Raw genomic sequence first — 26,462 nt, forward strand, 5'->3', positions numbered from 1 at the left:
CCGATGCACTGGCAGCACAAGCATGATAGCAGGGAGCATCCACACCTCGCGCGTCCGTCGCCTGGCTGTCACGCCGTCAGGCGCGAGGAGGCGCGAAAAGCCGCGCTGCGAGCACCACGGCAGCGCCGGCGACGGCGAGGTCGATGGCGCAGGCGGCGAGGACCTGAGGCGAGAGCGCGAAGAGCGAAGCGCCCATGAGCACGAGCCCGGCAAGGCCGCCCGCGAGCGCGCCGCCGCGTGTGTTGCGCCGTGCGCCGAGCGAGGCAGCCAGGGCGGCGATCCCCCAGGAGGCCGTGAGCGCGGCCAGCAACCGCAGGTCGAGGCCCGCGATCCTCCCGGGATCCAGCGTACGCCACGGGTCCGCGAAGAAGCCGAGCGGGACCGATGCCGCAGACGGCGGGTTCGCGGACAGCGCGGACGCCAGCGCTGTGACGGCTCCAGCGGCCGCACCACCGAGGGCGGCGGGCGCGGGCTCCGCGAGCAGGCCGAGCACCAGAGGAGCGGCGGCTCCGGCTCGAACGGCGGCGAGCGCTGGCGACACCGCAGGCGCGAAGCCGGCTTCCGGCCAGATGCGGGCGACGCCGAACCACCACGCAGCCGCAAGGGCCCCCGCGATTGCGCCTGCTGCGAGGCCGAACGCGGCGCCCGCGCCGACGGCGAGGGCGAGAAGCGCGATCGCGAGCCCGAGCGGCGGGGAGATGGCAGCCGCGACTGCGCACAGCCCCGCCGCGGCGGCTGCGCCAGCGGTGCCGCCGACAGGCGCCGCTCCGACCCACCCGGCCCACGCGCAGGCCGCGGCGGCCGCACTGCGCGCGAGCCAGGCCGCACGGACGCCGAGCAGGCCCCACGCGCCGGACCGAGCCGTCGCGAGATCCTCGTCCGCAACGATGTCCTCAACGATCTCCGCGAGCGACTCCCGGCCTGCGCGCGGGTCGCCGAGGTGGTCGAGCAGCGCGGTGGCGAACGCCGCGACGCCGGGATAGCGGTCGGCCGGATCAGGTGCGAGGGCGCGCGCGAGGACGAGATCGACGCCTGAGGGCAGCCCGCGAGCGATCCTGCTCGGCGGCTCGACGCGGCCGCTTTCGATACGCACGAGCGAGCGCTCCGGGGTCTCCGCGTCGAACGGCGCGATGCCGGTCACGAGCTCGTAGGCGAGCGCTGCGAGCGCCCATTCATCGGTACGCTCGTCCACCGGCTCGTCGCGGATCTGCTCGGGCGCCATGTAGCCCGGCGTGCCGCCGCGGGCGCGGCCTGCGCGGTCCGCGCCCGTGAGCGCCGCGATGCCGAAGTCCGCCACCTTCACCAGACCACGCCGGTCGACCAGCACGTTCTCAGGCTTGAGGTCGAGGTGCAGGACGCCGTTGGCGTGCGCGAAGGCGACTGCGTCCGCGACCGCCTGCACCACCGCGGCCGCCTCGTCGAGGTCGAGCGGGCCGTCGAGCTCGTCGAGCACCTCCGCGAGCGACGCCCCGTCCACGTGCTCCATGACGATGACCGCACCGTCTTGGGTGGGTTCCCACTCGTGCACGGTCACGATGGCCGGATGATTGAGCATCGCTGCGGTCCGCGCTTCTGCAAGGCCGAGGGCGCCACGTCGTCCGCCTCCGCCAGAAAGCGAGAAGCGCTTCACCGCGACCCGCCGCGCCATCTTCGTGTCGAATGCGAGAACGACAGATGCGTGGCCGCCTTCTCCAAGAGAGGCGAGCGGTCGGTAGCGATCGAGGATGAGGGGTTCGTCCATCAGCGGCCTCCCGCGCTAGTGTAGCGCGAGCGCAGCAGGCGCCGGCGGACGCGGGGCTACGGCAGCTGCTCGAGCGGATGGCAGTTGAGGCACAGGTCGTCGGTGTAGGCGGTCGTGGTCGCCTCGACGAGCAAGCGGTAACCGGTCGTCTCGTGTGGGAAGTTCTGGAATCGCGGGTTGTCCGTCGACACGGTCCCATCGGCCTGGCTGACCGTCCAGGTGGCGGCGTCTCCTTGCGTGCCGTTGGAGACGAGCTCGCCCACGTAGCGAGTATCTTCGTGGCACTGCTGGCAGATCGGGTAGCGGCCCTGCATCAGGGAGGGGCGCGGATACGGCATAAGGTAGCCGCGGTTCGTCTGACCCACGGCGCCGATCACGACAGCTGAGGTCGGCGCGTCCGTGGCCAGGATCGCCGCACTCCTGTACACGTACGGGTTGCTCGTGGTCGCAGCCGACTCGGCCGGGTGGTTGTGGGTGGTGGAAAGCGCAGAGCTCCTTCCCCGGTGGCACGCGAGACACCAGTCCGAGCCGTACTCCGCAACGGCTTGCGTGGCCTCGCCAGGCCGCTGGCGAAGCATGCGCGTGAGAGTCAGCGGAGGGTACCCTTCTTCCGAGACCCTCCGTCGATCGCCCGGGAACGCGGTGACGATCTCGGAGCCGTGTGGCGAGTGGCAGTCAGTGCACGTCATGGTCCCGCCCTGGCCTCGGAAGGACTCCACGGCGCTGCCGCCGGTCGAAGGATCGCCGCCAGGGACCGTGCTCGTGGTCTCGGTGCGATGCGTGCCTCCGACGGAAAGCCCCCGGGCCGCTATCGCGCCGTACACGCCCTTGCCGCCGGTTCCATCGTGGCAGGTGAAGCAGGTCCCCTGGACGGTAGATGCTGGGAGCAGGAGCACGCCGTCGGCGGGCGCGAAGTGCACCGTGTGGCACATGCGGCACTTGCTCGTGGTGGTGGTGTAACTGCCGTGTACGCCCGTGCCGACCGTGAAGTACGGCTGATGGCATCCGCCGCAGTTCTCCTCGCTTCGTTGCGGGGGGATCGTCGAAGTGGTCTCGTCATAGGCGAGCGCAGGAGAGGCAGACGCAAAGAGCGCGCCGATGAGGCACGCCGCTGCGAACAATGCTCTCGGGAGATGCGACCTGCTCACGTGTCCCCTCGCTGCAAATAGCGTTCCACGACGCCATGCTACGACCTTGTGCGCACTCTCGCAAGCACGCGTTCTGTGTAAGAGGCGCGTTCGAGGCGCAGAAGCGCTACGTGAAACCTGTTCACCAGCCCCGATCAGTGTGCTACTATGCTCCGGCACTCACGATGCGGGTGTGGCGGAATGGCAGACGCGCATGGTTCAGGTCCATGTGGGGGCAACCCCGTGGAGGTTCAACTCCTCTCACCCGCACCAAAGAAACGAAGGGCGGCCTGGCGGCCGCCCTTTCTCTGTACGTGCGACGATCTCGCTAGCGACCGGACTTCTGGCGCCTGCGGAGCCCGGCTCCGCTGAGCGCTGCGGCTCCAGCCGCAGCCAGCAGCAGCGCGATCTCGCCGCCGGTGAAGGGCAGGAAGTCCTCGTTCTCGTTCCCGGGCTGCTGTTCGGTGAACGGGAGGAAGTCTTCCTCGCCGGTGTCGCCGTCGCCCGGATCGCCCGGCTCCTCGCCGTCACCCGGGTCGCCCGGCTCCTCGCCGGTGTCGCCGTCGCCCGGATCGCCCGGCTCCTCGCCGTCGCCCGGATCGCCCGGCTCCTCGCCGGTGTCGCCGTCGCCCGGATCGCCCGGCTCCTCGCCGGTGTCGCCGTCGCCCGGATCGCCCGGCTCCTCGCCGTCGCCCGGGTCGCCCGGCTCCTCGCCGGTGTCGCCGTCGCCCGGATCGCCCGGCTCCTCGCTACGGTCGTACCACACGTGGCTGAGCACGAGGTTGTTCACCTGCGTGGTCGCCGCTACGGCAAAACCGCTCACGAGCACGTCGTGGCCAGGAGTGCCCACGTAGAAGTGCTGTGTCTGACCGTCATTCCTCGCGGTGACCGTCTTGGTTCCAGCGCTCTGGAATGTGACGGTGAGCTGCGCTTCAGGAGTCGAGCGATCCATGCCGTTCAGCACGAAATGCCACACGACCTGATCGCTCAGGCCGCCATTGCCGGAGCCCCAGGCGAACGTCTCGCTTGACGCGCCGACGTGAGCTGAATGCAGCAGCACGGTGAGCAGTGCCCACGATGGCACTGCGAACGCCGATACGACCAGGAATGCGAGGACGGCGGCCAACACACGTCCGGGAAGCTTCCCGAAGAGCCTGTTGTTCCGCGCCATCGTTATCGCCTCCAATGTTCTAAATGTCTACAGATTTAGTACCCAATAATCAGCGATCCAGACGCCTCGGTCGATTCTTGAGAGAGGCATTCCCTGAACAACCCTGTCGGGTAGATAGAAAGAGTCCTTCGTCTGAGAGGAGATCGAGATGTCCTTCTGGAAGCTTGCCGTCGTCTACGTGGTTTCGCTGCTCGCCTTGCTCGGCATCGATCTCGTGTGGTTGACCACGATGGGGAACCGTTTCTATCGAAGGCAGCTCGGCCCTCTCATGTCTGACTCACCGAATCTCGGCGTCGCGCTGCTCTTCTATCTCATCTACGTCGTCGGTGCGCTCGTGCTCGTCGTCATGCCAGCGGCGGACGCGGGGTCTCTTGGCAAGGCAGTGCTGGGAGGTGCGCTGCTCGGTTTCGTCGCCTACGGAACCTACGACATCACGAACCTTGCGACGATTCCCGGGTGGCCTGCTGTGATCGCGGTGGTCGACCTGGCGTGGGGCACGACGCTCACTGCCGCGGTCTCAGCGGTCGGATACCTCGTCGCCAGGTGGCTCGCCTGACGCCTTCTGTTCAGATGTCAGCGGCGTGCGCTAGGCTGATGAGCGATGCCAATGTTGCGTTCTGGAAGACCAAGACGCTCATCGAGCTCATCCAGCAGCGCTCCGAGATCCAGCGCACGAGCTCCGTGGAGATGAAGGAGAAGTTCGCGCACTACAACCTGGAGCTCGAAGAGGTTCTCATCGGAACGCCGCACTCGCAGCCAGGTGACGACAAGATCGAGGCTATCCTCGTGCAGCTGCGAGACCGGCAGATCGCCTTCGAGAAGCTCGAGACCTTCGAGAAGCAGCGTGCTGCGGCAGAGAAGGAGCGCGAGCTGAGAGAAGCGCAAGCGGTCGCCGAGCAGCCGAGCAGCAGACGGTGCTCACCCAGTCGCAGATCAACATCCAGGTGCAGGAGAACCGGGCCCGCGCGGATCTGCAGCGTGCCGTGCAGGACGCCGAACGGGTGCGCACGCTCGCGAAGGCGGACGCCGACCGGGTCAAGGCGCTTGCTGCTGGCGACTCGGAGAAGGTGAAGCTGCTAGCGGAAGCCGACGCCAAGAAGGTCCAGGTGATGGCCGAAGCGGAGGCGACGCGCGTCAAGAAGCTCGGCGAAGCGGACGCGCTCAGGGTGAAGATGCTTGCAGAAGCGGACGCGGAGAAGGAAGCGAAAGTCGGTGTGGGAAAGGCCATCGCTATCGACGAGCAGGTGCGCGCATACGGCGGTCCGCAGCTCCAGCTCATCCAGGACGTCATGTCGAAGCTCGCTCAGGCGATCGAGGCGTCCAAGGTCCCGATCGTCCCGTCGACGGTCGTGAACATGGCAGGTGGCGAGGAAGGCGAAGGCGGTGTGGCGAGCCTGAACGCGTTCGGGCTGCTGATGTCGCTCATGGCCACCGAAAAGCTGGGCGAGTTCACGTCGGCTGCTCGCGAGCAGGATCCGGCACAGGCCGAGATGGTCGCGACCATCAAGCAGCAGCTGAAGGACCGTCTCGCTGCAGAGCAACCACCGGCTGAAGAGGCGCCTTCAGAGTAGCGTAGACCATGAGCATCAGCAGCGGGGCGGCATGGTGTACCATGTCGCCCCGTGTCTCGTCGTGCAGGGAAGGTGCCTGTAGCGGCGAAAGCACCCGAAGAGACGTCTGCCACCGACACGTGGCTGGATCTGGGGGCTGGTCATCGTGTTATCTGAACGCGTTCTCACGTCTGTGATGCGGATCTTGAGCCCGGCGTACCTGCGCACCGAGCCGGTCGAGCTGTCGAGGCTGCCGCTGCCTGAGCCGGGGCATCGGTACACCCTGTACGCGCACGTGCCGTTCTGCGAACGCCTGTGCCCGTACTGCTCGTTCAATCGCTTCTTGTTCGCTGAGGAGCGCGCGCGCAGCTACTTTCGGCACCTGCGCGCGGAGATGCGGATGGCTGCGGACCTCGGGTACGACTTCTGCTCGCTATACGTCGGCGGCGGGACGCCCACCATACTGGTGGACGAACTGTGCGAGACCATAGATCTTGCACGCACACTTTTCCCCGGCATCCGTGAGGTTTCTGCGGAGACGAGCCCTAACCACATCACAGACGAGAACATCGAGGCGCTGCGGTCGCGTGTGCAACGGCTGTCGGTGGGCGTGCAGTCGTTCGACGACGCGCTGCTGCACCAGATGGCGCGCTACGACAAGTACGGGTGCGGCGAGGTCGTCTTCGAACACGTGAAGCGCGCTGCAGGGAAGTTCCACTCGCTCAATGTGGACATGATCTTCAACTTCCCGTCTCAGACGCGCGAGATCCTCGAGCGCGACATCGAGATGGTCAAGGCGACAGGGGCGAACCAGACCACGTTCTACCCGCTCATGGTCTCGCCGAAGATGCGCCACGAACTCGAGCGTACCATCGGCAGGGTCGATCTGGTCCGTGAGGTGGACTACTACAGGATCGTGTGCGAAGGGCTGGCTCCGGAGTTCCAACCGTCGTCCGCCTGGACGTTCTCCAAGGACGTCGACAGCATGATCGACGAGTACATCGTCGATACGGAGGAGTATCTCGGCATCGGGTCGGGCGCGATGTCCTTTCTCGGCGGGCGTGTGTACCACAACACCTTCTCGCTCAGAGACTATGAGCGCAGGATCCGTGAGGGCAGGATGTCGGTGGCGAAGGCGGGCCGGCCGTTCGGGCGGTTCGCCCGCATGCGCTACCGGTTCATGGGCGAGCTGTTCGGGCTCTCGCTCGACAAGCAGGCGTTCAGGCGGGACTTCGGTGTGCCCGTGTCGCTCGGGCTGGCGGGGGAGGTCGCTTTCTTCAAGGCCGTTGGCGCAATTGCCCACGAGGACGCTGAGACGATGGTGCTGAGCCCGAAAGGGCGCTATCTTCTCCTCGTGATGATGCGTGAGTCGCTCGCCGCGAACAACGACATCCGCGACGTCGAGCGCTCGTTGCTGCCTGCTGACGAGAAGGCGCTTCTCATCGACGATGGGCCGCATCCGTGCATGGCGGTCCGCGACGAGATGTTGGTCACGGCGTGACGCAGGGTGAGGGAAGCGGGATGGGAGAGACCGAGCAAGCTGTCGTGAAGGCCTCGCAATCAGCGGCGGGCTCGCGCTTTGTGCTGGCGCTGCTCTCGCTCACGAAACCGAAGCAGACTGGTCTTCTGCTCGTCACCGCGGTGGGTGCGTACGTGCTGACGGCCGCGCCGACGCTGGACGCGCCGAGGCTGGTAACCGGGATTTCCGCCCTCGCGCTCGCTATCAGCGGTTGCACGGTCCTCAACATGGTGCTCGATCGCGACATCGACGCGAAGATGGACCGCACAGCGTCCAGGCCGCTGCCTCGTGGGGAGGTCTCGGCGTCCCAGGCCGTTGTTCTCGGGGCCTCCATGTCTACGGCAGGGCTCGTGCTCGCGGGCATGATCTCTGCAACATTCCTCGCGGTGGTCGGTGCGGGCCTCTTCTTCGACCTCGTGGTCTACACCGCGTGGCTGAAGCGGCGCAGCCCGCTTTCGATTCTCGTCGGAGGCGTGTCGGGTGGCATGCCGGCGCTCGCCGGGCGCGTGCTCGCGCTCGGGCGCGTCGACGCTGTGGGTGTCATGCTCGCGCTCGGAGTGGTGCTGTGGATCCCGGCCCACATCCTGACCCTTGCCACCCGGCATGCGAAGGAGTACGAGCAGGCTGGGGTCCCGGTGTGGCCGAGCGTGTACGGCGAGCGTTCCGCGCGCCGCGCCATCGCCGTCGGCTCCGTGCTGGGCACCGTGGTGCTGACAGCGGCCGGCCTCAAGGAGGATATCGCCAGAGGCGCGCTCATCGCGCTTGCAGCGCTTGGGCTGGTGCTTGATGTCCTTGCACTGCTGGTAATGTTCTCGCCCACCGACGAACACAACTGGGCGTTGTTCAAGGCCGCATCGGCGTACATGCTCGGCGCGTTCCTCTGCTTGACATTCGGCGCCGTGCTCGCCAGGTGAAGTCCGTCGCTCTTTACCCGTCAGCCGTCCGTGCTACCCTGATGGCGCCGAGACATGCAGGGGGAGCGATGGACGCATACTCGCCGATCAAAGGGAAGTGCCAGTTCTGGCGTGAGCAGCCGGACGAGGACGACGCGTACACGTTGTCGGTGAAGCCCGAGGACAAGCGGATCCGGTGCACGTGCTGGGTAGATGGCGACCTGTGGGTGTTCAGGGCTGCCGAGGTGCCCTCGGACTGCCCGAAGCGGATGCAGTGCCGCTACTACATCAAGACGGGATGAGGCAAGCTCGCTTCGAGCAGGGACGGCCACCCGCTAGCGAGGGTCGTGCACGATCCGCACCTTGTAGCCCGCGCCGCCGCACTCGGGGCACCGGCGGTGGTCGCGCTTGCCGTCAGCGCGTGTCACGCTGACGTACTTGTTGCCCTTGCACGCGGGGCATATGGTGCGTGTGACCATGCAGACCGCCTCCGCGCCGAACTTTAGCAAAGATTACGCCACGTTGTAAAGTGCGTTAACGCAATAACGCGTGAGGCACAACGCCTTGGGCAACAGAGCAGCCGTCCGCTGGCAGGCTGGGCGGCTGGTCGACGTGCGACAATCCACAGCGCGCCGAGCGGCACGCGAGTCCGTCGGGTGCGGCCGAACGCGTCGAGCGGCGAACGCTTTCGCGGACGTCCTGAACGCGACGGCGCTACATCGATTCCTTTGCGGTCTCCTCGAGCGCCTTGTCGATCTGTCGCTTGAGCGCCGGAGGGAGTCCCGGGATGTCGAGGTCGAGGAATCCGCGCGTGATCATCGAGACGGCCTCGTCCTTCGGAACACCACGGCTCATCAGGTAGTAGATCTCTTCCGCGGCGATCGGCGAGATGGCCGCCTCGTGGCTGAGCTCCGCGCCCGGTGCACCTTCGCTCGCCAGATCGGGGATGGCCCACTGCGTGGACTCCTCCGACTGCACCATGCCGCGGCAGTCGAGGTGCGCCTTGCAGTCGTTGGTCCGCGCAACCAGGCGGCCCCGGCTGTAGACGATCGAGCGGTCTCTCGTTACCGTGCGAGCGACCGCCTCTGAGCGCGAGCCGGGCGCTTCGAGCACCGATTCGGATCCGATGTCGATGTGGCTGTCTGCCAGGCCGTAGACGATGGAGTTGAACACCGCCCGCGACCGTGCTCCCACGAGGCGAGCGACCGGGAAGCTCTGGATCGACTTCACCGGCTTGAGCAGGACGTAATTGTTGATGTAGGTGCCGTCCTCCTCGACGACGATGCCAGTACGCGGCCGTACGTCGAAGTCCTCTGCCCAGTTGTGGATCATCGTGAAGGTGAGCTTTGCGCCTTTCCCAACGTAGAATTCTGAGATGCCGGCGTGCAGCCCCTCGCGGACCTTCGGGTGGATGGTGCAGCCCGTGATGACGGTCGCCTCGGAGCCTTCCTCCATGATGATGACGTTGTGGACGTTCTGGCTGATGTTGTTTTCGCTGACGAAGAGGCACGCCTGTATCGGTTTCTCGATCTTCTGGCCTGGCAGGACCCGGATGAAGTAGCCTTCGGTGGGTTGCAGCGCCACTTGCGCCGTGTACTTGTCTTTGTCCGGCGCGACCGCTCGCCAGTAGTACTTCTCGTACATGAGTTCGGGGTACAGCTCGAGCGCCTGGGCCGTGCTCATGATCTCCAGCTTGCCGCCGTACATCTCGGTGACGCGCTCGTAGATGGGCGAGCGGTCGACTTGGAAGTAGGTCCCTGAGCGGTTCTCCTCTTTCGTGTCGATGCCCACGCCGAGGGCGACTTCTTTCACCTGCTTCTCGAGGGACTCCAGCGACTCGACGCTCGCGGCGTCGGCGGCGGGATTGAAGCGCGAAAGGTCCAGGTCAGGCCCGTACGCTGCCTTCTTTTCACGTGCGGACTCGGCCAAAGCGCGGATCTCCGCGATCCGGGCCTGCACGTCGAAGCTTCTCATCGCTGACATATCGCACACTCCACACACTTGTCGTAGCCGTGCCGGCCGATCTCACCGATGAGGTCGCGCGGGTTGCCTCGGCACGCGAGCCGTCCGCCGTACAGCACATGGCCGATATCCGCGTTCACGTACTCGAGGATGTGTCCTGTGTGGGTGACGATCAGTCCCGCGCGCTTGCTCATGCCGGCCCGCTCGGCTTTGAGCAGACGCGTCATGGCTGTGCCGACGACGGCGATGTTGTCGAGGTCGACGCCGGACTCGGGCTCGTCGAACAACGTGAGGTCGGGCGCCTGCGCGAGCAGCTGCGCCATCTCCGAACGCTTCATCTCTCCGCCCGAGAAGCCCATGTTGACGTCGCGGTCGATCATGTTCTCCAGCGCCAGCTCGCCCACGAGATCGGCGAGCATCGCTTCGTCGAACCTGCCGTCAGCAGCGACCTCGATGAGCTGGCGGAGCTTGATGCCGCGAACGGCCGGCGGCCGCTGGAACGCCACGCCGATGCCCATTCGCGCGCGCTCGTCGATGTCGAGCCCAGCCAGGTCGACGCCTTTGAAGAGGATGCGGCCCTGCGTGACCTGGTAGCCGGGCAGGCCGACGATGGTGTTGAGCAGGGTCGTCTTGCCGCCCCCGTTGGGACCCAGAAGGACGTGCGTCTCGCCTTCGTCGATCACGAGATCGACGCCGCGGAGGATCTCGCGGTCGCCGACGTGCACGTGCAGGTCCTCGACGACGAGCAGCGGAGCTGGTTCGGTCATGTGCCACCTCGCTTGAGCGATCGGAGCAGTGCGACAAAGACTGTACCCGGAATCTCGCATGCGCATGGGGCAGCAACCGCCATGCCGGGCTGCTGGTATAGTAGCCGCTCGATGAGCATGCTGCAGCATGAGGCCGGAGCCGAGCGCCTCGCGGAGTTCCGCGCGGCGGTGCTGGAACACTATCGCGTCTCGGGGCGCGACCTTCCCTGGCGCCGTACGCGCGACCCGTATGCCATCCTCGTGTCCGAGGTGATGCTCCAGCAGACCCAGGTCGCCCGGGTGGCTGCCAAGTACGAGGAGTTCTTGCGCGCGTTCCCGAGCGTGGAGGCGCTCGCGGGAGCGCCGCTCGCGGACGTGCTTCGCGCGTGGAGCGGGCTTGGGTACAACCGCCGCGCGAAGGCGCTGCACGAGGCCGCGAAGGGTATCGCTGAGCGGCACGGGGGCCGCGTTCCATCGACGTACGAGGAGCTCCGGGCCTTGCCAGGGGTGGGGCACGCCACTGCTGCGCAGGTGCTCGCGTTCGCGTTCGGCGTGGCGGTGCCGTATCTCGAGACGAACATCCGCGCGGCGCTCATCCACTGGTTCTTCCCGGACGAGCACGGAGTGCCCGATCGCGCGCTCATGCCGCTCGTGGAGGCCACGCTCGACCGCGAGGATCCGCGCACCTGGTACTACGCTCTCATGGACTACGGCGCCGCGCTCAAGCGGTCGACGCCGAACCCGTCTCGGCGAAGCGCCCATCACGGCAAGCAAGCGCCGTTCGCGGGCTCTGCGCGCGAGGCCCGCGGCGCGGCGCTCCGGGCGCTGGCCGAGGTGGAGGCAGCAAGCGTGGAGGAGGTCGCTTCTCGAAGCGGCATCGCCCGAGAGCGCATCGCGCGGGCGCTTGAGGCGCTGGAGCGCGAGGGGCTCGCCGTGCGCGTCGACGGACGGTGGCGGCTCCCCCGGTGAACCTCTTGGCCGGAAGGTCGCAGGAAGGTCTCAACTTCCGCGGCGAGCGTGCCGATATCTGGAACAGATTCGGTTGGCGCTCCAGAAGCGGGCGCTAGCGCCGAGACGCCGCTGCCGCGGGCGCTGGAAAGAATCTGATGGCAGCGGAAGGGCCCGCTGGCCGCCCCTCCGGCGGGCCCTACCTTTTCTGTTCCCGAGCGAGCGCGTCGCGCGCCTCGGATTCCAGCCGCGGGATGACGTCGCCAAGCGGTGCGTCCGTTTCGCGAGCGATGCGCGCAGCGTCGTCGTGCTCCACCCGGATCCCTTCGCGCTCGCCGGAGCGCCACACCTTGAAGCGCGCGCTCCCGAGGGAGGTATGGAGCTCCACGGTCGACCGCCAGGCAGCGAAGCGCTCGGTGGGACAGACGCGTACGCCGAGCGTGCCAGTCTCCCGGACGATGGCGGCGGCGAGCTCGGCGGCGGCCTCAGGAGAGGCGAGCGCGCTCAACAGGTACGCAGCGCGCCCTTTCTTCATCACGATCGGCGTCTGCCACACGTCAAGCGCGCCGGCCTCAAGGATTCGCTCGCAGGCGAACGCGAGCGCTTCTGGCGAGAGGTGGTCGACGTTCGTCTCGAGCAGCACCACCGGCTCCGTGCCGGGAGGCAGCTCCTTCGGTGCGAGCGGCTCGCCGACGAGGAGCTGCACGAGGTTAGGTACGCCTAGGTCGCGCGACCCCGCGCCCCGGCCGACCGCCGCGAGGCGCATCGGCGGTACGGCGCCGAAGGAGGCGGCCAGCGTGCGGACGATGGCGGCACCCGTCGGCGTGGTGAGCTCGCCTGCCGCCGCGCCTGCGACCACGGGCGCGCCGGCCAGCAGCAGCGCGGTCGCAGGAGCCGGGACTGGAAGCTCCCCGTGGGCCGCACGCACGGTGCCGGATCCGACGGCGATCGGGCTGCACACGAGCGCGTCGATGCCGAGGGCGTGCATGCCCAGCGCAGCGCCGAGGGCGTCGACGATGGTGTCGCACGCGCCGACTTCGTGGAAATGCACCTCTTCGAGGGCAACGCCGTGCACGCGCGCCTCAGCGTGCGCAATCGCGGCCACGATGTCCGTGGCCCGCGCGAGCACCTCTGAGGGGGCGCCGGCTGCCTGCACGAGGTCGCGCACCTCCGGCCACGTGCGGAGCGGAGGCGCATCGTCGCACGCCACCTCGATGCCGAGCGCGACGACACCGCCGGTCTTCCGCTCCACGACTGTGACGGCGTCCGCGAGGCCGATTGGTGCCAGCGCGCGCCGCAGTTCGCGCTCGTCGAAGCCTGCCGACAACAGTGCGCCGACGAACTTGTCGCCGGACACGCCCGTCGCGGCGCAGTCGAGGTACGCGATCACGTCAGGTCCCCGACCGCGCCTGCTGCAGCGTGGTTGATGCGGGAAGCGAGCGCCGCCGCGCCGAAACCGTTGTCGATGTTGACGACGCCGATGCCGGCCGCGCACGAGTTCAGCATGGTGAGGAGGGGCGCGAGCCCGCCGAAGTGCGAACCGTAGCCGACGGAGGTCGGCACCGCGATGACCGGACATGACACCAGCCCCGCGATAAGCGATGGCAGCGCGCCTTCCATGCCGGCCACGACGACGATGACGTACGCGCCGCGCAGGAGATCGACGTGTGCGAGCAGCCGGTGGACGCCGGCGACGCCCACGTCTGTCAGGCGCGTGACGCGGTTGCCCATCACTTCGGCGACGATCGCTGCCTCCTCGGCCACCGGCGTGTCCGCGGTTCCCGCTGACGCTACGACGATATTGCCGACAGCGGGCCGCTCGTGTCTTCGGTCCACCACGATCAGGCGCGCGTCCTCGAAGTAGCGAGCGTCGAGCGCGACTTGGCCTACCGCCTGGTAGTGCGCGGGGGTCGCTCGCGTGCCGACGAAGACCTGGCCCGCTTCCAGCATTTCGCGGGCGATCGCGCGGACCTGCGCAGGCGACTTGCCTTGGCAGAAGACGACCTCGGGGAAGCCGCACCGCAGTGCGCGATGGTGGTCGATCTTCGCTTCGCCGATGTCGGCGAACGGCAGGCGCGCGAGCTCCTCAGCGGCGGCCTGCACGTCGAGCTCGCCCGACGCGACCTTCTCAAGAAGGGCCCGAAGCGATGCTGCGTCCACTCGTCCTCCTCGTGTGCAGGTTCGGCAGGTACCGCTAGAGGATATACTGTTTGCGAAGCGGCCGCTGCGGAAGCGATGCGACAGGTGGAGTCCGAAGAGCGAACGTTCGACCTGGCCGATGCGACGTATCTCGTCGCGCGGATCGGCGTCGCCTCGCTCATGGTCTTCATGCAGTGGTGGTGGGTGAACCAGCTTCCCTCGGCCACCGAGCGGGACCTACACTTCGTAGGCACCGCGTTGTGGGTGCTCGGCACGGTCGTGACCGTGGCGGCCGTGCTGGTTTGGCCGCGGATGGACATGTCGAAAGCGCTCGTCCTGACGCTCCCGACCGACCTCATCGCCCTCGCCGTGCTGACGGCAGCGGTAGGCGGGTACGAAGACCCCTACTACGCGCTCTTCTTCGCAGGGGCGGTCATCCACGCCGTGCGATCCGGTCTGCCGCAGCGATGGATGGGGGCGAGCCTGCTCGCGCTGTCGTACGTGCTTGGGCACGTGATGGCGGGGCACGTTCTCGTGGAGCCGGCGACGTACCCCTTCCTGCTCGCGAAGGTCGCGATCCTCGTGGCGTTCGCGTGGGTGCTCGGGAGGATCATCAGCGAGCAGACCGAGCGCGCCTTCTCTGTCGAGATGGAAAGCGAGCAGGTCGAGGCGTTGAACACGCAGCTCGAGCAGCGGGTCATGGAGATGGAGGCGGTCGCGCAAGTGAGCGACATGCTCCACTCGACGCTGGACGTCGATTCCGTGGGGGGCGATGTTCTGGACGTCGTCTTGCGCCTGCTGGGGTGGGACGCGATGAGCGCGTTCGTCGTCGACACCTCCTCCAACGAGACGGTGTTCTCTGCAACGCGAGGGACGCCATCGCAGCGGCCAGCGCTGGCGTACGTGTCCGGCGAGGCGCTGTTGGAGTCCGAAGCATCCGAAGGGTCCTTCGGATGCTTCGACGTGCTGGAGTACCACAACCTGCGCGTGGTGATCTGCGCTGAGCAACGGCTCATCGAGAGCCTCGACGAGAACGACCGCCGCGTGCTCCAAGCGGTGTCGGCGGAGCTCGCGGTGGCTGTGGAGAACGCGCAGCTCTATCAGCTCACGCGGCGGCTCGCGAACACCGACGAGCTCACCGGGCTGTACAACTACCGCTACCTGCAGCAGCGCCTTGATGAGGAGATCTCGCGCGCTCGGCGGTACGGCAAGACCCTTTCGTTCCTCATGATCGACGTCGACGACTTCAAGCGCGTCAACGATACGCACGGACATCTCGTGGGCGACTCGGTGCTTCGGGAGCTTGGCGCGATCATGAAGTCCACCGTGCGCGAGGTCGACGTCGTGGTGCGTTACGGCGGCGAGGAGTTCTCCGTCATCCTGCCCGAGACCGACGCGGCGGGAGCTTTCATCGTCGCTGAGAAGATCCGCGAGAACGTCGCGATGCACCGGTTCAAAGACGAAGACGGCGAGCCCTCGATCCGAATCACGATCAGCGTGGGTGTAGCGAACATGCCCGTGCATGCGGACGACAAGGAGTCTTTGCTGCGCGCGGCCGACGACGCCGTGTACTATGCCAAGGAAAGCGGCAAGGACCGCGTGCGGGCGCCGCGGATCCGGCTGACGAGATTCGGCAGGCCGGTTGCGGCGCCGTCATCGACCGGCGGGAACGGGGAGGACGCGTGAAGCGCTACGCGTTTCTAGGACCAGCGGGCACCTTCAGCGAGGAAGCGGTGCTTGCGCTTGGCGAGGAAGGCATCGAGCGCGTTCCGTACGGCACGATCGAGGAGGTCTTCGACGCCGTCGAGCGCGGGCTTGCAGACGCCGGCGTGGTGCCGATAGAGAACTCGGTCGAGGGCAGCGTTCCTGCGACGCTGGACGCGCTCGCGTTCGACACGCAGCTGGAGATCCAGGCCGAGGTGGTGCTCGACATCCACCACGCGCTCATCACGGCGCCGGGCGTCGACCTCGCGAGGGTGACGACGGTGACCAGCCACCCGCAAGCATCCGGGCAGTGCCGGAAGTGGCTGGCGCGCAACCTACCGGGCCGGGCGATCGTGGCGGCGAACTCGACGGCCGAGGCGGTGCAGCGTGCGGTCGCCGACCCGACGGTCGCGGCGATCGGGACGCGGCTGGCTGCGGAGCTGTATGGCGGCGAGGTGCGCGAGCCGGCGATCGAGGACTACGCGGGCAACCAGACGCGCTTCGTGGTGATCGGCCGCGGCATCCGCGAGCGCACCGGCCACGACAAGACCTCGCTCGCGCTGTTCTTGAAGCGCGATAAGCCTGGTGCGCTGCTCACCATCTTGGCCGAGTTCGCATACGGCGACATCAACCTCACGAAGCTCCAGTCGCGTCCAACCAAGCGCTCGCTCGGTGAATACATGTTCTACGTGGACCTCGAGGGCCACGTAGAAGACCCGAACGTGCGGCTTGCGCTGGACTGTCTGCGCTTGAAGCTGCGCGAGGTCAAGGTCTTGGGGAGCTACCCCCGCGCGAGCCGACGCTGAGGGCGGCCAGGAGCGGGGAGAGGGCTGCCTCGGCGTCGCTCTTGAGCTGACATTCCCATATCACGAAAACCGTCCACCCCGATTGCTCCAGCTCGCGGATCTTCCTCGCATCGCGTTCGCGGTTGAGGTCGAACTTCTTGACCCAGTACTCCTGATGGCTCTTCGGCAGCGGAGGGTTGCAGTACGGGCAGCGATGCCAGAAGCAGCCGTGGACGAACACGGCGATCCTGCGGCCAGGGTAGGCTATGTCGGGGCGCCCCGGTGCCTTCTTCCAATGGAGGCGGTAGCCCGGAAAGCCGGCCTCACGAAGCAGACGCCGCAACGAGAGCTCCGGGTTCGTGTTCGTCCCCCGGTTGCCCTTCATCGATTTCGAGACCGCTCCGGAGGTCGGCGGCGGTATGGGGGGCATCGTGCGTGACACGCGGGTCATGCTCCTCTGCAAGAACCGACAGGAACTCCTCGGCTATAGCCTTCCCTAGTCGCTCAACTACACCAACGACGAGAGCATTCCCCATCATGAAGGCTCGCCTGGTGTCTGACATCCCCGTATCGGTCCACCCGCGCGGGAACCCGTTCAATTCCTCGAGCTCTTCAGGCGTGAGACGGCGCAGCCGGCCGGTTCCCGGGTCGGTTATCACGTGCTTGAAGCGGGACGGGGAGGACCCGCCTTCACCGGTCAGGATTGTGCGGGCTGGGCGGTCAAGAGGGTCCGGGAAGGCCATCCCGCCCTCGGAATACAGGTATACGTGCCCGGTCTTCTTGTCGGTCCGCGGCTCAGCTTTCGGTCCCTTGAGGTACGCCCAGCGGTCCACGGCATCGTCGGATATGAAGAAGCGCTCCGGTACGTGAGGGGTGTTTCGGACGACGTCGCCCAAGGTCGTGAAGGGACCCGCGTACACCGGGGTCGGCTTGGCGGTCCACACCCTGCCGCGAATCATCACGCCGGCATTCTGGAACGGGCTGGTCCGCAATCCCTCGCCGAACCGCTCGGAAACGGCATAAGGGTCCTGGTCCAACTCTACGGACGGCTCGTCTTCTTTGATGGCCGGGTCGAAGACCGCCGGGAACGCCCGAGCGAAGACGCCTATTTGCAGGAGGCGGTCGCCCGGCAGCCAACGGGTGCTTGTCAAATCGCGTCTGGCAGCGAACAGGAAGACCCTTCGCCTGCGCTGCGGGAATCCGTAATCGGCGGCATTGATCACGCGCCACTCTGCGTCGTAGCCAAGCTGATTCAGGCATGACAGGATGATCGCGAAATCCCTGCCTCTTCTTGAAGCAGGGGACTTCAGGAGACGATCGACATTCTCCAGGAGGATCAGGGGCGGCCGTTTCATATCGACCATCTTGTGGATCGACCACCACAGCACGCCCTTCTTGCCCTGGATGCCATGCGCTTGCGGAAGAGGCTTCGCTACGGAGTAGTCTTGGCAGGGGAAGCCCCCGACAAGCAGCTCATGGTCGGGGATGTCCTCGGGGCGGGAGCCTCGAAGGACGGCCTCGATGTCCTCGCACACGTGCCCGCCCTGCCCGAACTGAGCCACGTAGCATTCGGAGGCGTGCTGGACGCGTGTGGAAGGCTCCCACTGGTTGCTCCAGACGACCTCCCAGCCCGCGCGTTCGAGCCCGAGCCTGAACCCCCCGACCCCAGCGAACATCTCAGCGACACGTGCGCGCATCATCCGTCACAGCCTCTCATGGCGTCTCTTGAGAATCATACGGCGAGACGATGACAAGATCAAGCGCGCGGCATAAGGGCGCGCTCACAGTCCAAGTTGGTCCTTGATGTACGACCCGTTGAGCCAGAAGGACTTCTTGCAGAGCTTCTTGCCGGACGGGGTCTCGATGACATCGCGCGAGTCGCGCGCGTGGGGGCGGACATGGACTGCAGGGTTGTCGCTCTTGCGAGGCAGATACTCGGCTCGATCCTCTCTTATTCGCAAGACGGTTTCCTCGAAGCAGGCCCTTGCATGGGTCTCGACGTCATTCAGCGGCATGCTCCAGAAGCGCGTCGCAGCAAGGACGGGCGCCCCTGATGCATTGAGTCGGTAAATGACGAAGAAGAAGCGTTTGCTGAGCTCTTCTCTGAGGTCGCTCTCCTCCCACGTCTGTTCGACGAGCTTTCGATAATCGAACGCCCGGAACGAGATGTCTTCCTTGGGGCGTCCAGAGGGCAGTATCCGCATGGTGCGAACCACGAGACCCGCTTTCTCGAACTCCGCAGCCCGCTCGCCTGGCGAAAGGCCGAGTATGGCATCTGTTATCGAAGCGAAGTAGCCCTTGGATGACCTGCTGGCCTTGACCCCGAGCAATCCTGCGATCTCGTCTGCCGTCTTGCCGATGTAGGGTGCGAACCGCTCAGCGATGGCGCTCTCGAAGTCGGTTTTCGAGAGCTCTTGCGCGTCGACAAGCGGACGGAGGCCTGCTTTTTCGCGCCGCTCAAGGCTGTCTCGGATGATCGAGTTCATGTAGGAAGCCTTGAGCGCCAAGGCTCGTGGCTTTGCAGGGACGCTGGAGTATGGCTGCTTGGTCCTCTTGGACGAATCGGCTGACTTCGTGCAAGCCGCAAGGTAGAGCGTGTCTCCCTCGGAGAGCTCGTGAGCGCGACCTTCGCGGATCTTCGCGACGATCTTGTGCCAGTCTTGACGGATTATCTCGAGGTCTTCCGGAGGGAATTCCCACAGGCGGACTATCTTGATGACGAAATCTGCCGGGTCCTTACCCGGTTCATGCAAGTAGAAGACCAACAACAGGTGGGCGTTCTTGCGAAGGAAGGAGCTGTTCTCCCACTGCTCGCCCACGATTGCGCAGTAATCGATCATGCCTAGCACCAGACGCTCTTTCGCGACCAGCTTGGAGCGCACCCTCTTCAGCGGCGTGGACTTGAGCTCGATCCCGGCCTCCTCGAAGTCGGGCTCGCTCTTGTTCCCCGGATTGATGCGGAAGTAATGCCGCTCAAGTGCGCTTCCGAAGCCGCCCTTGTCGGACGTGAAGTCGATCTGCACGTCAAGGTCGCGCGCCATCTCGCGCAACGTGCGCCCTATCAGGCGCTGTGCATGCGCCAGAATAGAGTCTCGATCCGTCGGGTCGTAGGGCAACTCTGTACCGTTCGGCATAGAATCCTCCGTCGTGACGCCCGGCTCCGTGAAGATACCACGTGAGCCGGGCGTGGGGCTTCGATGTGCGGACAGCGGCCGGCGATCAATGGCTATACTTCGCTGTGTATCGGCCCTGGCTTCCGGGAGGTCCCATGCTTGACGCCAAGTTCGTCCGCGACAACATCGATCTCGTGCGCCAGGCGCTCGCGAACCGGGGCGCGTCGTGGGACATCGACCGGTTCTTGGAGCTCGACGCCGAGCGACGGCGGCTCATCGCAAAGACCGAAAGCCGCCAGGCGGCGCGCAACGCCGCGTCCAAGGAGATCGGCGCGCTCATGAAGGCAGGCGACGCGGCCGCAGCTGAAGCGCTCAAGGAGCAGGTCCGCGGCCTGAACGACGAGATCGCCGGCCTCGAGGAGGCGCTCGCGGCCGTCGACGCGGCCACCCGCGACCTCCTGCTGACGATCCCGAACATCCCGCACGAGAGCGTGCCTGTCGGCCCGGACGAGTCGGCGAACGTGGAGGTGCGCCGCTGGGGGACGCCGCCGGCGTTCGACTTCGAGCCCAAGGCGCACTGGGACCTCGGACCCGAGCTCGGCATCATCGACTTCGAGCGGGGCGTGAAGCTCGCGAAGAGCAGGTTCGTGGTGCTCGGCCGCGACGGGGCCCGCCTGAACCGTGCGCTCATCAACTTCATGCTGGAGGAGCACGCTAAGCGCGGCTACACCGAGTGGTCGCTTCCGGCGCTCGCGAACGCCGAGACGCTTCTCGGCACGGGCCAGCTGCCGAAGTTCGAAGAGGACCTGTTCAAGACCTCAGAAGGGCTCTACCTCATCCCCACGGCGGAAGTGCAGCTGACCAACCTGCACCGCGACGAGGTGCTGGACGCCTCTGCGCTGCCGCTCAAGTACTGCGCGTACACGCCGTGCTTCCGCGAGGAGGCAGGAGCGGCCGGGCGCGACACGCGAGGCATGATCCGCGTGCACCAGTTCGACAAGGTGGAGCTCGTGAAGCTCACGACGCCGGAGTCGTCTCTCGACGAGCTCGAAGGTATGGTGGCTGATGCGGAGCACATCTTGCAGGCGCTCGGCCTGGCGTACCGCGTGGTGGTGCTCTGCACGGGGGACATGGGCTTCTCGTCCGCGAAAACCTACGACATCGAGGTGTGGCTGCCGTCGTACGGCGGCTACAAGGAGATCTCCAGCTGCAGCGACTGCTGGGACTTCCAGGCCCGACGCGCGTCGATCAAGTACCGCGACCCGGCGGCATTCAAGGGCAGCCGCTTCGTGCACACGCTGAACGGCAGCGGGCTTGCGGTGGGTCGCACGCTGGTGGCGGTCCTCGAGAACTACCAGCAGCCTGACGGCTCCGTCGTCGTTCCCGAGGCGCTGCGCCCGTACATGGGCGGCCAGGAGGTCATCCGGCCCGCGGGGTAGGCCGCAGGCGTGCGGAACGCGGGCGCGGTGCGGGGGCTGGGTCGGCCATTACCGCGATGTTCGAAGCGGTCCGAAGGGCGTATCATGTCGCCGAGGAGCCGCATCATGCCGCGCGTGACGATCGACCTGCATAACCACACGCCACTCATCCCCACCGACTACCGGGGGGATACGGCGACGACGCCGCACGAGATCGTCGAACGTGCGCTGGAGTGCGGCATCGACGTCTTCGGCGCCACCGACCACTTCAGCGTCCTGTGGGTCCCGCTGCTGCTTGCGGCCGCGGAGGAGGTCGCTGCAACGACGGGCCGGCGGCTGTGCGTCATCCCCGGCAGCGAGATCAAGGTGCGTCACGCAGGCGAGGAGACGCACCTCGTGGCGCTGTTCTCGCCGGCGACGTACCTGCGCGATTTCGCCGCCCTCATGGACGGTCTCGGGCTGCGGCGTATGCCTGCGCCGATCGACGGGCTGCCGGCGCTGTGCGTGCACCGCGACCCGCTCGAGGTCGCGGCGCTCATCGACGCGATCGGCGGCATCTGCGTCGTCGGGCACGTCGACCGCACCTTCGGCGACTACCGCTTCATCGATTCGGACCTCGTGCACGAGCTCGTCGAGAGCCACGCCGCGCACGCGATCGAGCTCATCGACTGCTCGTCGCGCTCGCGCTTCCGTGACGGGCTCGCCATCGCGCACATCTCCTCGTCGGACTCGCACTCGCTCGACGAGATGGGCAGGCGCACGAGCGAGATCGAGCTTCCCGAGGTGAGCTTCGAGGGGCTCCGCCAGGCGTTCATCGCGATGCGCTCGCCGGGCGTCGCGGAAGCCCGCTCAGCAGCCGTCTGAGGGCGCGCGGGTTGCGCCCGAGCCCTCGCTAGCCCTCGTCGGCCGGCTCGAGCGGCACGAGGTCTTCCGCGCGCGGCCTTCCGAGCGCGAGATGGGGCGTCACGCGGTCAGCGAGGAATGCCGAGCGGTCGGCGGCGTCCAGCGCGATCGGCATCACGTCGGTGCCGACGACCCAGCCGAGCGAGCCGTGGGCGCACGGCTCCTCGCCGAAGGCCGCGACCTCGTCAGCGCCGATCACGCCGCCGGCGATCACGAGCGGCACCGCGCCGCCGCCGTGGTAGAGCGGGCCTGCGGACGGCGTCTGATGGTCGGCGCAGACCACGACGACGGCCTCAAAACGCTCGGCCACGTGCACCAGAGGGGCGAGCGCGCGGTCGCAGGCTGCGATCACCTCCGCCTTGTGGCGCGGGTCTTTGGTGTGTCCGGCGTGGTCGGGGTGTTTGGTGTGCAGGTGCACGAAGTCGTACCCCTCGGCCAGGAGCCCGAGCGTCGCCTCGACGCGCTCGGCCACGTCCTCGTGCGGATCGGCGCGCATCGGGATCTCCACGTGGTCGAGCCCGACCGCGGCAGCGAGCCCCGCGTACAGCACGCCGGCCCCGAGCGAGACGCCTTTCAGGCCGAAGCGGCGCGAAAACGGCGTGATGGACGGCTGCGAGCCGGCCCACTTGACGAGCATGAAGTCGAGGTCCCGCCCAGCGAGGATCCGCCGTGCGAAGCGCATCCACGCGTTGAGGACGGCGGCAGTGCGGGCGGCAGCGTCCGGGTCGGGCGCCTCTTCGAGCGGCATGACCTTGAGGACCGGGACGTTCGCGCGCAGCGGGTCCGCGTCGCTCACGAAGTGCGAGATCGGGCGGCCGTCGAGCGGACGGAGGTAGAGCAGGCCCTGCAGCCCGCCGGTGTAGACGAACCGCACGGCCACGCCGTCGATCCGAGCATCCAGCGAAACGCCGTCGAGGTCGGCCGCACCGTGGCGCGGGTCGGGCCGCTCGTCGATCCACAGCACGCCGTTCCGCTCGCTCACGCGCGCGAGGTTCGCGCGCAGCACGACCTCGCCGGCGTCCGGCGGGAGCCCTTCGCCGATGGCTTCCAGAAGCCCTCGTCCCGGGAAGTCCTCGGGCGCGTACCCGAACAGCGCGAAGTGGGCCTGATGGGAGCTGGGAGCGAGACCCGGCCGCAGCGGATGGAGCGACCCGCACCGCCCGAGCCTGGCGAGCGCATCGAGGTTCGGAGTGTTGGCGGCCTCTGCGGGCGTGCGGCCGTCGAGCTCGGCGTGCGGCCTGTCGCCGAGGCCGTCGAGCACCACAAGGACGATCGGAAGCGAGGAGTCGCCCGCCCGCGTCATCGCGCCCTCGCCGAGAACGCCTCGCTCACCGCTCGAGCACCGTCCGTACGACCGCCGCGAAGTCGCTCGCCTCGCCGCCCTCGCGCTCGGCGCGGAAGGCGTCGACGACGGCGCGGCCGACCGGCTCGAAGAACTCGGCGAGGTAGCGCGCGTAGCCGGCCTCGTCGTACGACACGCTCCCGTCGAGCCTGAGGTAGTTGCCCGAGAGCTGGCAGCCCATCTGCCGCTCGCCCTGGCGCCAGTCGGTGCCGGTGAGGGCCTCGATCTGCTCTCCGCTCATCGAGCGCAGCGGCGAGAGCAGCGGGACGCCCGCGTACGAGAGGACCCGGGTCGCGGCGTCGATGCTCGCCGCCGTCTGGGAGAGCTTGATCCTGCCGTCGTGCGTGTCGCGCTCGCCGGATATGACAGGCGCGTTGCCGTGCGACCACGCGAGCGGCACCCGCAAGAGGTGGAGGTACAGGTGGCATGCCAGGCACGGGGAGCAGACGCCGTAGCGCGCGAGCACCTCGGCCATGGGGAGCGCGTTCATCGCCGACCACAGCGCAGGATCGGCGAGCGGCACGGGGTCGAGCACGCGCACGTGCGGCGGAAGAGCGCTGCGCAGCCGCTCCACTGCGCGGTACGGCGCCTCCTTGTCGCCGACCTCGGTGCCCGTGTAGCCGATGGTCGGCAGCACGGTCTCGAAGCCGTGCTCGCGGACGGCGGCGACTGCAGCGGCGACGCTGTCGCGGCCGGCGATCTCTGCGATGGCGATCGAGCGCTCCATGCAATCAGTGTACCCGCTTGCGGCCGCGGCGGTCAGCGTCGCCGTGATTGAACGAACGGACGCGCGGGTACCACACTCCGAGTGTTCGGACGGAAGGAGACCGATGGACGCCACGCTCGACCCCACCACGCTGGTCGTATTCGGTGCGACCGGCGACCTCATGGCCCGCAAGATCGTGCCCTCCCTGGCGTACCTCGCTGCACGAGGGCGGCTGCCAGAGCGCTTCCGCGTGATCGGCTTCTCGCGCCGCAGCTGGACGGACGAGGACTTCCGCGCTCACGTGCGCGCCATCATCGACGCGTATCCCGGCGCGGCGCCTCGCGGCGCGGCCCTCGACGCCTTCGTGGAGCGCTTCTCGTACCAGCAAGGCACCTTCGACGACCCCCGGGCGTACGACGCGCTTGCTGCGGACATCCAGGCGGTGGCGAGCACGTGGGAGGGCCGGTGCAACCGGCTGTTCTACCTTGCGGTGCCCCCGGAGCACTACCGCACCATCTTCGAGCGCCTCGCAGGGAGCGGTCTGGTCACGGGGTGCGACGCCGACGGCGCTTGCACGCGCGTGCTCGTCGAGAAGCCGTTCGGCAAGGACGGTGCGAGCGCGCAAGAGCTCGACGAGGTGCTCGGCTCGCTGTTCGCGGAGGAGCAGATCTACCGCATCGACCACTACCTCGCCAAGGAGATGCTCCAAGGCATCCTGAGCTTCCGCTTCTCGAACACCCTCATGGAGCCGTCGTGGAACGCGGAATCCATCCAGCGCATCGATGTCACGCTCCTCGAATCGATCGGCGTCGAGAAGCGTGGCGCGTTCTACGACGGCGTGGGAGCGCTTCGTGACGTCGGCCAGAACCACCTGCTGCAGATGCTCGCGCTCGTGGGCATGGAGCGCCCAGACGACCTCTCGGCCCGCTCCATCCGCGACGCGCGAGCGCGGTTCTTGCGCACGCTCACGCCGCCGCCGGCAGACGAGATGGCCGCCCGTTCGTTCAGGGCGCAGCACCGCGGCTACCGCGCGATCCAAGGCGTCGCGCCGGATTCCGACACCGAGACGTACTTCGCGCTGAGGTTCCACCTGAGCGGGCCGCGGTGGGGCGGCGTGCCGGTCACGCTGGAGTCAGGCAAGCGGATGGGTGAGCCGCTCAAGCAGATCGCCGTCACCTTCCGCGCCCCGGACGCGTGCCTGTGCGACGCGTCGCGCCCGGGTCCGTACGAGAACCGCGTCATCTTCCAACTGGAGCCGCACGAGTCGATCCGCATCGAGTTCTGGGCGAAGAAGCCAGGCTTCGAGCACGAGCTGGAGAAGCGGGAGTTCACCTTCTTCCTGTACGAGAAGCAGGAGAAGGTCCAGTACGTCGAGGAGTACGCGACGCTGCTGCTCGATGCGATCGAGGGCGATCAGACGCTGTTCGTGAGCACCGACGAGGTGCGCGAGATGTGGCGCTTCATCGATCCGTGGCTCCAGGTGTGGCGCACAGGGGCCGTGCCGCTGGAGCTCTACGAACCCGACACCTCCGAGGTGCGCGACCGGGCGTTCGCGCGGTTGGACGAGGCCGATGCGCGCCCGAAGCGGATCGGCGTGGTCGGCCTCGGCAAGATGGGCGCCGCGCTCGCTCGCAACCTGCTGGACCACGGGTGGCAGGTCGTCGGCCACAACCGCACGTTCGCGGTCGCCGAGCGCATGGCGGGCGAGGGCCTGCTGCCCGCGCGGACGCTTTCGGACCTCGTCGCGTTCCTCCCGCCGCCGCGCGTCGTGTGGCTGATGCTGCCTGCTGGCGAGCCGACCGAGCAGGCGCTGTTCGGCGAGGGCGGCCTTGCGGAGCTCCTGCAGGAAGGCGACACGGTCATCGACGGCGGCAACTCGCACTTCGCCGACGCCGAGAGACGCGCGAAACGGCTCGCAGAACGCGGCGTCCGCTTCCTCGACGTCGGGACCTCCGGCGGACCGGGCGGAGCGCGCTTTGGCGCGTGTCTGATGATCGGTGGCGAGCGCTCGGACTTCGAGCGCCTCGAGCACCTGTGGCGCGACGTGGCGGCGCGCGACGCCTACCGCTTCTTCGAGGGGCACGGCGGCGGGCACTTCGTGAAGATGGTCCACAACGGCATCGAGTACGGCATGATGCAGGCGATCGCTGAGGGCTTCGCCGTCCTGGACGCGGCGCCGCTCGGGATCGACCTGCCGAAGGCGGCGGAGGTCTACAACCGGCGGAGCGTCATCGAGTCCCGGCTGATCGGCTGGCTGCGGGAGGCGTTCGAGCTCTTCGGCCCTGATCTCGCCGGCGTGTCGAGCACCGTGGCGCACACGGGCGAGGGGCAGTGGACGGTGGAGACGGCGCGTGCGCTCGGCGTGCCGGTTCCGGTGATCGAAGAATCGCTGGAGTTCCGTAAGCGCTCGGCCGAACGGCCGTCGTACGCCGGCAAGGTGCTGTCCGCGCTCCGGAACCGGTTCGGCGGACACGAAGCGGCGGGTGGTTAGCTCGCCACGTGGCCTTCGGTGGGCAGCAGATTCTCGGGGACGAGCGACGTATCGCCGAAGGATCGTGCGATTTGATAGCGAGAGCACGAGGTGAAGTCTCGGCGGCAGTAGCGCGACCGGACGATGCGCGCGAACTCAGGCGAGTAACCGGCCTGGTCAGAGGTCATGTAGCACATGCCGATATGAGGACACACGTTCATAGGG

25 protein-coding genes and 1 tRNA gene are annotated in these 26,462 nt (G+C 67.4%); 12 read left to right on the forward strand and 14 right to left on the reverse strand.

The annotated features are described in order from the left end of the window. Positions 1–76: 76 nt before the first annotated feature. Positions 77–1,741 carry a serine/threonine-protein kinase gene (locus MX659_RS01355; protein WP_267191695.1) on the reverse strand — a complete coding sequence of 555 codons (1,665 nt, stop codon included), beginning with the start codon at positions 1,739–1,741 and terminating at the stop codon, positions 77–79. Positions 1,742–1,797: 56 nt separating this feature from the next. Further along, complete coding sequence (locus MX659_RS01360) at positions 1,798–2,889, reverse strand: cytochrome c3 family protein (RefSeq protein WP_267191696.1); 1,092 nt, start codon at positions 2,887–2,889, stop codon at positions 1,798–1,800. 166 nt (positions 2,890–3,055) lie between these two features. On the opposite strand from MX659_RS01360, the gene MX659_RS01365 reads away from it, so the two are divergent. Beyond that, positions 3,056–3,141 (forward strand) — tRNA-Leu (locus MX659_RS01365). 55 nt (positions 3,142–3,196) lie between these two features. Here MX659_RS01365 and MX659_RS01370 read toward each other — a convergent pair. Beyond that, on the reverse strand, positions 3,197–4,039 hold the full coding sequence (locus tag MX659_RS01370) for an ICP22 family protein (RefSeq protein WP_267191697.1): 843 nt from the start codon (positions 4,037–4,039) through the stop codon (positions 3,197–3,199). Between the two features lie 148 nt (positions 4,040–4,187). Between MX659_RS01370 and MX659_RS01375 the strand changes: the two genes are divergently transcribed. Next, positions 4,188–4,595 (forward strand): DUF2177 family protein, encoded by a 408-nt coding sequence (locus tag MX659_RS01375; RefSeq protein ID WP_267191698.1) that lies wholly within the window; start codon positions 4,188–4,190, stop codon positions 4,593–4,595. Positions 4,596–4,612: 17 nt separating this feature from the next. Here the strand turns inward: MX659_RS01375 and MX659_RS09065 are convergent, their stop codons facing one another. Beyond that, entirely contained in the window at positions 4,613–4,924 is a 312-nt protein-coding gene (locus MX659_RS09065) for a hypothetical protein (RefSeq protein ID WP_323745442.1), read from the reverse strand. Between the two features lie 29 nt (positions 4,925–4,953). On the opposite strand from MX659_RS09065, the gene MX659_RS01380 reads away from it, so the two are divergent. The 4 genes from MX659_RS01380 to MX659_RS01395 all read left to right on the forward strand — a co-directional run bounded on the left by MX659_RS01380 (position 4,954) and on the right by MX659_RS01395 (position 8,303). Next, positions 4,954–5,610 carry a hypothetical protein gene (locus tag MX659_RS01380; RefSeq protein WP_323745443.1) on the forward strand — a complete coding sequence of 219 codons (657 nt, stop codon included), beginning with the start codon at positions 4,954–4,956 and terminating at the stop codon, positions 5,608–5,610. Positions 5,611–5,755: 145 nt separating this feature from the next. Beyond that, complete coding sequence (locus MX659_RS01385) at positions 5,756–7,090, forward strand: coproporphyrinogen III oxidase family protein (protein ID WP_267191699.1); 1,335 nt, start codon at positions 5,756–5,758, stop codon at positions 7,088–7,090. Positions 7,091–7,110: 20 nt separating this feature from the next. Then, the gene (locus tag MX659_RS01390; RefSeq protein ID WP_267191700.1) at positions 7,111–8,022 is read left to right on the forward strand and encodes a protoheme IX farnesyltransferase; all 912 of its coding nucleotides are present in this window, start codon (positions 7,111–7,113) and stop codon (positions 8,020–8,022) included. A gap of 68 nt (positions 8,023–8,090) precedes the next feature. Beyond that, positions 8,091–8,303: a hypothetical protein gene (locus MX659_RS01395; protein ID WP_267191701.1), complete on the forward strand. Its 213-nt coding sequence runs from the start codon at positions 8,091–8,093 to the stop codon at positions 8,301–8,303. A 33-nt stretch (positions 8,304–8,336) separates the two neighbouring features. Here the strand turns inward: MX659_RS01395 and MX659_RS01400 are convergent, their stop codons facing one another. The 3 genes from MX659_RS01400 to MX659_RS01410 form a co-directional block, all read right to left on the reverse strand. Then, positions 8,337–8,480: a hypothetical protein gene (locus MX659_RS01400; RefSeq protein WP_267191702.1), complete on the reverse strand. Its 144-nt coding sequence runs from the start codon at positions 8,478–8,480 to the stop codon at positions 8,337–8,339. A gap of 235 nt (positions 8,481–8,715) precedes the next feature. Further along, positions 8,716–9,984 (reverse strand): SufB/SufD family protein, encoded by a 1,269-nt coding sequence (locus tag MX659_RS01405; protein ID WP_267191703.1) that lies wholly within the window; start codon positions 9,982–9,984, stop codon positions 8,716–8,718. Beyond that, a complete protein-coding gene (locus tag MX659_RS01410; RefSeq protein ID WP_267192481.1) occupies positions 9,972–10,712 on the reverse strand; it encodes an ABC transporter ATP-binding protein in 741 nt (246 codons plus the stop codon). The genes MX659_RS01405 and MX659_RS01410 overlap by 13 nt, the downstream gene beginning before the upstream one ends. Before the next feature lie 129 nt (positions 10,713–10,841). Here MX659_RS01410 and MX659_RS01415 point away from each other — a divergent pair, with 129 nt between their 5' ends. Continuing rightward, positions 10,842–11,678 (forward strand): A/G-specific adenine glycosylase, encoded by an 837-nt coding sequence (locus MX659_RS01415; RefSeq protein WP_267191704.1) that lies wholly within the window; start codon positions 10,842–10,844, stop codon positions 11,676–11,678. A gap of 178 nt (positions 11,679–11,856) precedes the next feature. On the opposite strand, the gene larC is transcribed toward MX659_RS01415, so the two are convergent. After that, positions 11,857–13,047, reverse strand: coding sequence for a nickel pincer cofactor biosynthesis protein LarC (gene larC / locus MX659_RS01420; RefSeq protein WP_267191705.1), 1,191 nt, complete (start codon positions 13,045–13,047; stop codon positions 11,857–11,859). After that, positions 13,044–13,817, reverse strand: a complete 774-nt coding sequence (larB, locus tag MX659_RS01425) for a nickel pincer cofactor biosynthesis protein LarB (RefSeq protein WP_267191706.1) — start codon at positions 13,815–13,817, stop codon at positions 13,044–13,046. The genes larC and larB overlap by 4 nt, the downstream gene beginning before the upstream one ends. A gap of 84 nt (positions 13,818–13,901) precedes the next feature. On the opposite strand from larB, the gene MX659_RS01430 reads away from it, so the two are divergent. Together MX659_RS01430 and pheA are read left to right on the forward strand one after the other, a co-directional pair. Beyond that, the gene (locus MX659_RS01430) at positions 13,902–15,482 is read left to right on the forward strand and encodes a GGDEF domain-containing protein (protein ID WP_267191707.1); all 1,581 of its coding nucleotides are present in this window, start codon (positions 13,902–13,904) and stop codon (positions 15,480–15,482) included. After that, positions 15,479–16,306: a prephenate dehydratase gene (pheA, locus tag MX659_RS01435; protein WP_267191708.1), complete on the forward strand. Its 828-nt coding sequence runs from the start codon at positions 15,479–15,481 to the stop codon at positions 16,304–16,306. The genes MX659_RS01430 and pheA overlap by 4 nt, the downstream gene beginning before the upstream one ends. On the opposite strand, the gene MX659_RS01440 is transcribed toward pheA, so the two are convergent. The 3 genes from MX659_RS01440 to MX659_RS01450 all read right to left on the reverse strand — a co-directional run bounded on the left by MX659_RS01440 (position 16,266) and on the right by MX659_RS01450 (position 19,419). Further along, positions 16,266–16,715, reverse strand: a complete 450-nt coding sequence (locus MX659_RS01440) for a very short patch repair endonuclease (RefSeq protein ID WP_323745480.1) — start codon at positions 16,713–16,715, stop codon at positions 16,266–16,268. The two genes, pheA and MX659_RS01440, sit on opposite strands and share 41 nt — an antisense overlap. After that, the gene (locus MX659_RS01445; RefSeq protein ID WP_267191710.1) at positions 16,609–17,985 is read right to left on the reverse strand and encodes a DNA cytosine methyltransferase; all 1,377 of its coding nucleotides are present in this window, start codon (positions 17,983–17,985) and stop codon (positions 16,609–16,611) included. Before MX659_RS01445 ends, MX659_RS01440 begins: the two co-directional genes overlap by 107 nt. Positions 17,986–18,066: 81 nt before the next feature. Then, positions 18,067–19,419: a Sau3AI family type II restriction endonuclease gene (locus tag MX659_RS01450; RefSeq protein WP_267191711.1), complete on the reverse strand. Its 1,353-nt coding sequence runs from the start codon at positions 19,417–19,419 to the stop codon at positions 18,067–18,069. A gap of 134 nt (positions 19,420–19,553) precedes the next feature. Here MX659_RS01450 and serS point away from each other — a divergent pair, with 134 nt between their 5' ends. Continuing rightward, complete coding sequence (serS, locus tag MX659_RS01455) at positions 19,554–20,837, forward strand: serine--tRNA ligase (RefSeq protein ID WP_267191712.1); 1,284 nt, start codon at positions 19,554–19,556, stop codon at positions 20,835–20,837. A gap of 105 nt (positions 20,838–20,942) precedes the next feature. Further along, entirely contained in the window at positions 20,943–21,680 is a 738-nt protein-coding gene (locus tag MX659_RS01460) for a PHP domain-containing protein (RefSeq protein WP_267191713.1), read from the forward strand. Between the two features lie 28 nt (positions 21,681–21,708). Here the strand turns inward: MX659_RS01460 and MX659_RS01465 are convergent, their stop codons facing one another. Both MX659_RS01465 and MX659_RS01470 read right to left on the reverse strand, forming a co-directional pair. After that, complete coding sequence (locus MX659_RS01465) at positions 21,709–23,022, reverse strand: alkaline phosphatase family protein (protein ID WP_267191714.1); 1,314 nt, start codon at positions 23,020–23,022, stop codon at positions 21,709–21,711. A gap of 25 nt (positions 23,023–23,047) precedes the next feature. Further along, positions 23,048–23,788 (reverse strand): hypothetical protein, encoded by a 741-nt coding sequence (locus tag MX659_RS01470; RefSeq protein ID WP_267191715.1) that lies wholly within the window; start codon positions 23,786–23,788, stop codon positions 23,048–23,050. Positions 23,789–23,891: 103 nt separating this feature from the next. Here MX659_RS01470 and zwf point away from each other — a divergent pair, with 103 nt between their 5' ends. After that, positions 23,892–26,258, forward strand: coding sequence for a glucose-6-phosphate dehydrogenase (zwf, locus tag MX659_RS01475; RefSeq protein ID WP_267191716.1), 2,367 nt, complete (start codon positions 23,892–23,894; stop codon positions 26,256–26,258). Positions 26,259–26,462: the final 204 nt, after the last annotated feature.

This window comes from Parvivirga hydrogeniphila, assembly GCF_023371205.1.
GTDB lineage: Bacteria > Actinomycetota > Coriobacteriia > Anaerosomatales > Anaerosomataceae > Parvivirga > Parvivirga hydrogeniphila.

Bases quoted from the DNA above. Each gene is read 5' to 3' on its own strand.
- MX659_RS01405 (WP_267191703.1), bottom strand. From the start codon at position 9,984: ATGTCAGCGATGAGAAGCTTCGACGTGCAGGCCCGGATCGCGGAGATC.
- MX659_RS01440 (WP_323745480.1), bottom strand. From the start codon at position 16,715: ATGCCCCCCATACCGCCGCCGACCTCCGGAGCGGTCTCGAAATCGATG.
- MX659_RS01395 (WP_267191701.1), top strand. From the start codon at position 8,091: ATGGACGCATACTCGCCGATCAAAGGGAAGTGCCAGTTCTGGCGTGAG.
- MX659_RS01465 (WP_267191714.1), bottom strand. From the start codon at position 23,022: ATGACGCGGGCGGGCGACTCCTCGCTTCCGATCGTCCTTGTGGTGCTC.
- MX659_RS01370 (WP_267191697.1), bottom strand. From the start codon at position 4,039: ATGGCGCGGAACAACAGGCTCTTCGGGAAGCTTCCCGGACGTGTGTTG.
- MX659_RS01390 (WP_267191700.1), top strand. From the start codon at position 7,111: ATGGGAGAGACCGAGCAAGCTGTCGTGAAGGCCTCGCAATCAGCGGCG.
- MX659_RS01450 (WP_267191711.1), bottom strand. From the start codon at position 19,419: ATGCCGAACGGTACAGAGTTGCCCTACGACCCGACGGATCGAGACTCT.
- MX659_RS01470 (WP_267191715.1), bottom strand. From the start codon at position 23,788: ATGGAGCGCTCGATCGCCATCGCAGAGATCGCCGGCCGCGACAGCGTC.
- MX659_RS01375 (WP_267191698.1), top strand. From the start codon at position 4,188: ATGTCCTTCTGGAAGCTTGCCGTCGTCTACGTGGTTTCGCTGCTCGCC.
- zwf (WP_267191716.1), top strand. From the start codon at position 23,892: ATGGACGCCACGCTCGACCCCACCACGCTGGTCGTATTCGGTGCGACC.
- MX659_RS01415 (WP_267191704.1), top strand. From the start codon at position 10,842: ATGAGCATGCTGCAGCATGAGGCCGGAGCCGAGCGCCTCGCGGAGTTC.
- MX659_RS01400 (WP_267191702.1), bottom strand. From the start codon at position 8,480: ATGGTCACACGCACCATATGCCCCGCGTGCAAGGGCAACAAGTACGTC.
- MX659_RS01460 (WP_267191713.1), top strand. From the start codon at position 20,943: ATGCCGCGCGTGACGATCGACCTGCATAACCACACGCCACTCATCCCC.
- MX659_RS01355 (WP_267191695.1), bottom strand. From the start codon at position 1,741: ATGGACGAACCCCTCATCCTCGATCGCTACCGACCGCTCGCCTCTCTT.
- serS (WP_267191712.1), top strand. From the start codon at position 19,554: ATGCTTGACGCCAAGTTCGTCCGCGACAACATCGATCTCGTGCGCCAG.
- MX659_RS01445 (WP_267191710.1), bottom strand. From the start codon at position 17,985: ATGATGCGCGCACGTGTCGCTGAGATGTTCGCTGGGGTCGGGGGGTTC.